Source organism: Bartonella sp. AP9QHHD, assembly GCF_042195625.1.
Taxonomy (GTDB): Bacteria; Pseudomonadota; Alphaproteobacteria; order Rhizobiales; family Rhizobiaceae; genus Bartonella.
Genome location: NZ_JBHIOP010000120.1, coordinates 1 through 3,989, shown reverse-complemented (window position 1 = coordinate 3,989; position 3,989 = coordinate 1). Strand labels below are relative to the sequence as shown.

At 42.2% G+C, this 3,989-nt stretch carries 5 protein-coding genes and 1 pseudogene; 4 read left to right on the top strand and 2 right to left on the bottom strand.

The window, feature by feature from the left end; genetic code table 11:
• The 4 genes and pseudogenes from ACFIK4_RS09625 to ACFIK4_RS09610 all read left to right on the top strand — a co-directional run.
• Positions 1-667: pseudogene (locus ACFIK4_RS09625) on the top strand (phage portal protein); the annotation flags it as partial.
• A 13-nt stretch (positions 668-680) separates the two neighbouring features.
• Positions 681-1,574 carry a hypothetical protein gene (locus ACFIK4_RS09620; RefSeq protein WP_375675835.1) on the top strand — a complete coding sequence of 298 codons (894 nt, stop codon included), beginning with the start codon at positions 681-683 and terminating at the stop codon, positions 1,572-1,574.
• 91 nt (positions 1,575-1,665) lie between these two features.
• Complete coding sequence (locus ACFIK4_RS09615; RefSeq protein WP_375675834.1) at positions 1,666-2,790, top strand: N4-gp56 family major capsid protein; 1,125 nt, start codon at positions 1,666-1,668, stop codon at positions 2,788-2,790.
• A gap of 19 nt (positions 2,791-2,809) precedes the next feature.
• Positions 2,810-3,190 carry a hypothetical protein gene (locus ACFIK4_RS09610; RefSeq protein WP_375633221.1) on the top strand — a complete coding sequence of 127 codons (381 nt, stop codon included), beginning with the start codon at positions 2,810-2,812 and terminating at the stop codon, positions 3,188-3,190.
• 34 nt (positions 3,191-3,224) lie between these two features.
• Here ACFIK4_RS09610 and ACFIK4_RS09605 read toward each other — a convergent pair whose 3' ends face one another.
• Entirely contained in the window at positions 3,225-3,506 is a 282-nt protein-coding gene (locus ACFIK4_RS09605) for an addiction module antidote protein (RefSeq protein ID WP_273788712.1), read from the bottom strand.
• Positions 3,487-3,798, bottom strand: coding sequence for a type II toxin-antitoxin system RelE/ParE family toxin (locus ACFIK4_RS09600; RefSeq protein WP_017196508.1), 312 nt, complete (start codon positions 3,796-3,798; stop codon positions 3,487-3,489). The genes ACFIK4_RS09605 and ACFIK4_RS09600 overlap by 20 nt, the downstream gene beginning before the upstream one ends.
• Positions 3,799-3,989 lie beyond the last annotated feature (191 nt).

The following is a 3,989-nucleotide window of genomic DNA, read 5'->3' as shown; positions in this document are numbered from 1 at the left end:
ACAAGCGGGTATTTTGGAGGCACAACGACGCCAATCCAGTTTAAATCTGCTTGCTTGTCTGTTTGATGGTTTACGTTTGTACCGCAAGCGGCAAGGTAAGATTATTTTGCACTTGATACAGAATTACTTGTCCGATGGTCGTTTGGTACGGATATCTGGTGAAGAGAATGCGCAATATATTCCATTGACGCGTGAAGAAGTAACGAGTGTCGAGTATGATATTGTAGTTGATGATGCGCCAACCAGCCCGAATGAGAAAGAGCGCACCTTCGGTATCATCACACAGCTGCTCCCATTGCTTCAAAATGCCATTACGCCGGATATTATGCTTGATCTACTTCGTTACTCACCCTTGCCTGCGTCATTACTCAATCGTGTCAGTGAGAAGTTCCAACAGCAACAAATGGCACAACAACAGCAGATGGATCCCGAGCAGGAAATGAAGTTGCAGGAAAAGCAACAAGACTTAGAGACGAAAGCACAGATGCATCAGATGGATTTGCAACAAAAGCAGATTGATCTTTTTGTGCATCAAGAGAGAGCAAAAACAGACGCAGAACTGATGAAGCAACGCTATGAGATTGAACGGCAGAAGCTTCTCAATGATCAGGCACACAATCAGATTATGCGAGAGCGAATAGCATTACACAGAGGTATGCATAGTTGAGAAAGGTGAAAGAATGAATGCAGAAATGAATGAAGCTATGAATGAAGATTACAGAGTTGGAGCACCGGTCTTTGATGATGAGAGCTCTTTTGATGCTGGCACTTATGATGGTGAAACGATTGATAATGATGATGTCACCTCTCCAGAGCCGGTTGCACAGCCCGTTGAAAAGCCTTCAGAGATTGTTCCTAGTATAGAACAGCAGCGTGTGGAGCAACAAGCCAAACAAGCCCGTGAAGCGCTTGTCAAGTTTTATGAACCCCAATCCCAGACGCCAATGGTTGAAGGTGAAAATGCACCCCCAGACCTACGTGAGGACCCTGTTCGTTTAGTGGCGTGGATGCTAGATAAGATTCAAAAGCAAGATGCGTATATTAGGGAACAGAAAGAAGCGCTAAGACAAGCTGAGGAACAGCAGCAGCATGATATACGTCTTGGTGAATTTTTTAATAATTCTGTTAAGTCGTTTCAAAATAAATCCAGTGATTTTGATGCCGCGGCAAATTTTCTTTATGAGGCACGCGCAAAGGAATTGAGTTCTTGGTCATCACTTTATCCTGAGTATGGACAACAAAACACAATAGATGCGATTATAAGAGATCAATTGCATGCGCTTGTAGCGACTTGTGCACAAAGAGATCTCAATCCGGCAGAAGAAATTTATAGAATAGCACAAAACCTTGGCTATCAGAACCAAGCAGTGCAAGCGAATAATCAAGTTGCAGAACTTCAAAGTCGGCAGAATTCTGCGAGAACCTTAACGGCATCTGGTGGAGGGGGCGTGACGGGTCCACTTTCATGGGAAACGATGGACGCTATGACGGATAAAGAGTTTCAAGCGTGGTACAGTAATCCAAAGAACCGAGTGCTTATACGCAAATTGAGTGGTGCAGATGATGAAGATTAAGTGAAAGACTTTTAGAGAATAAGCCGCCTTTGGTGCGGGTTGGTGGTCCGGCTTTAAGCCGGTTTTTTTATAGCAAAGAAAGGTGAAATAAATGGCAACAACACATATAGGGATTAATGATCCCCATGCGTTAAAAACATGGGCGAGAATTCTTGATGCGGAGGTCTCCAAAGCAACTCCTATTGCTCCTTTGATGGGGCAGGATTCCAATAGCATTATTCAGGTGAAAACAGAGACGCAAAAAGGCAAAGGGGATTGTGTAACATTTAGTCTGCGAGCTCAGTTATCAGGACGTGGTGTGAGTGAGGGTGAAACCCTTGAAGGCAATGAAGAGGCACTACAATTCCTTCATGATAAACTGTATATCAATGAACTTTATCATGGAACAAGAATTGCCAATGAAGGCACTATTGATAATCAGCGCACATTGTTTAATTTGCGCGAAGAAGCCAAAAACAGTTTATCAGATTGGTATGCGGACCGTTTGAGTTTGATGTTTTTCGTTCACGCTTGCGGTTATACAGCCAACAGGCTTAATTTTGAGGGAGAACTGGTTGATCTTGATCCTCTTTTTTGGGGCTTTAATGCACCATTAGCTCCAAGCAGTAAGCGCATTGTGCGACCAGAAGCAAAAACCAAGGATGAAGAGCTTACAGAAAAAGCCAAACACAGCTTTAATCTTAAATTGATAGATGAAGCGCTTCAGTGCGCTAAGCTAGCGAATCCTAAAATTAGACCGGTTCGCGTGAATGGCGAGAGTGTTTATGTGTTGTATTTGCATCCCATTCAGGTGACACAATTGCGCACTAATACAGAGACGGGTCAATGGCTTGATATTCAGAAAGCTGCTTATACCGGTTCGCGTTCCAAAAACCCAATCTTTGATGGTTCTCTAGGCATGTACAACGGTGTGATTTTACGTGAATCAGAGCATGTCACCAATGGTGTTAAATCCACGGATAGTACACGTCTTGCAGGTGTGCGCCGTGCTGTTTTGCTTGGAGCGCAAAGTGTCGTTATGGCATTTGGTAAGAGTTACGGTAAGACCCGCTATAAAATCGAAGAAGAAACCTTCGACTACAAACGCGAATACGGTTTTGGAGTGCATACAATTATGGGCATGAAGAAAACGCGTTTCCAAATGCCCGGAAGAGCACAAGGAGCCCAAGATTTTGGAACGATAGTTATCCCCACCTACAGCGGTGAAGTTGAGTGATGAGGAAAGGAAATAGGACATGGTAGATGGCGTAACAGGACACTTACACGGCAGAGATCTTCATACACATCAGGTCAGTTTTTTGCGTTTGAATATCTCGCATAAAGATAAGCATTTGACGCGCAAAATCGGGACTTTACCGCGTGGTGCAATGATCCTTTCGATTAAAGCGTTTGTGAAGACAGCGTTTTCGGATGCGAAATTAAAGATAGGCAGCACCTATGGTGGTAATGAGTTTAGTGAAAAGGATATCAAAACCCAAAGCACTCAAGATTTTACATCAACCAACCAAAAAGAGTTTGTTCCAGAAGATCAAGAGCTTACGCTTTATGCAACACGGGATAAAACAACCGCGGCTGGTGAGTGTGTTGTGGTCGTGCAATTCGTGACCAATCGTTGAGAGGTATAGGGGAAGGCTTAATTCCCCTCACGATTTATGGAGCAGATTGTACAGAGAGTTGTAAATTAAGGGCAGATAAGACAGCGACTAAGGTAGAAAGTTTAGGATCACCTGTTTTGCTTAAAGAGCGGTATAATCCACTGCGTTCGCGATTGGTTTCTTTTGCTAAGGCACTCATATTTTGTGCTCTAGCAACAATACCAAGGGCATCCGCTATATGAGAGGCATCACCAGTTTTAAAGGCTTCATTTAAAAAGACTTCTTGAGATTCTGGTGTTGTGAGGTGTTTTTCAAAGTTAAAGGTTTTCAATTTCATTTTTAAGATCCTCTAAAAGAGATAAGGCTTTTTGAATATCACTGGATTGTGTGGATTTGTCACCACCACAAAGCAATATAATGATTTTATCGCCTTTTTTTGTAAAATAAATTCGGTAACCAGCACCATAGTGGATACGTAATTCACCTATACCATTAAAAAACTTTGCATCACCCAAAAGCCCTGAACGAATTCTATGAAGCCTTGCAAGAATTATATTAGCAGCTTTTCTGTCTTTAAGTTTTTCTAACCAGTTATCGAATTCATCTGTTGTTTTTATTATCGCTACCATCAGTGCACTATACTACACAATATATATAATATCAATAGTAATAATTTTTACTGAGAGGTATTTTGATGACACGTCATTATATTCGGGTTAAGACTGGAGGACCGATACCAGTAAAGCGAGATGTTTATCGTCATAAGAGAACACTTTCGCACTTAGTGTCGGTCATTCAAGATGAGATTGATGACATAGCC

What these genes read in the sequence shown, in the direction of transcription:
- ACFIK4_RS09620 (WP_375675835.1), top strand. Translation starts at nt 681, where the DNA reads ATGAATGCAGAAATGAATGAAGCTATGAATGAAGATTACAGAGTTGGA.
- ACFIK4_RS09615 (WP_375675834.1), top strand. Translation starts at nt 1,666, where the DNA reads ATGGCAACAACACATATAGGGATTAATGATCCCCATGCGTTAAAAACA.
- ACFIK4_RS09610 (WP_375633221.1), top strand. Translation starts at nt 2,810, where the DNA reads ATGGTAGATGGCGTAACAGGACACTTACACGGCAGAGATCTTCATACA.
- ACFIK4_RS09605 (WP_273788712.1), bottom strand. Translation starts at nt 3,506, where the DNA reads ATGAAATTGAAAACCTTTAACTTTGAAAAACACCTCACAACACCAGAA.
- ACFIK4_RS09600 (WP_017196508.1), bottom strand. Translation starts at nt 3,798, where the DNA reads ATGGTAGCGATAATAAAAACAACAGATGAATTCGATAACTGGTTAGAA.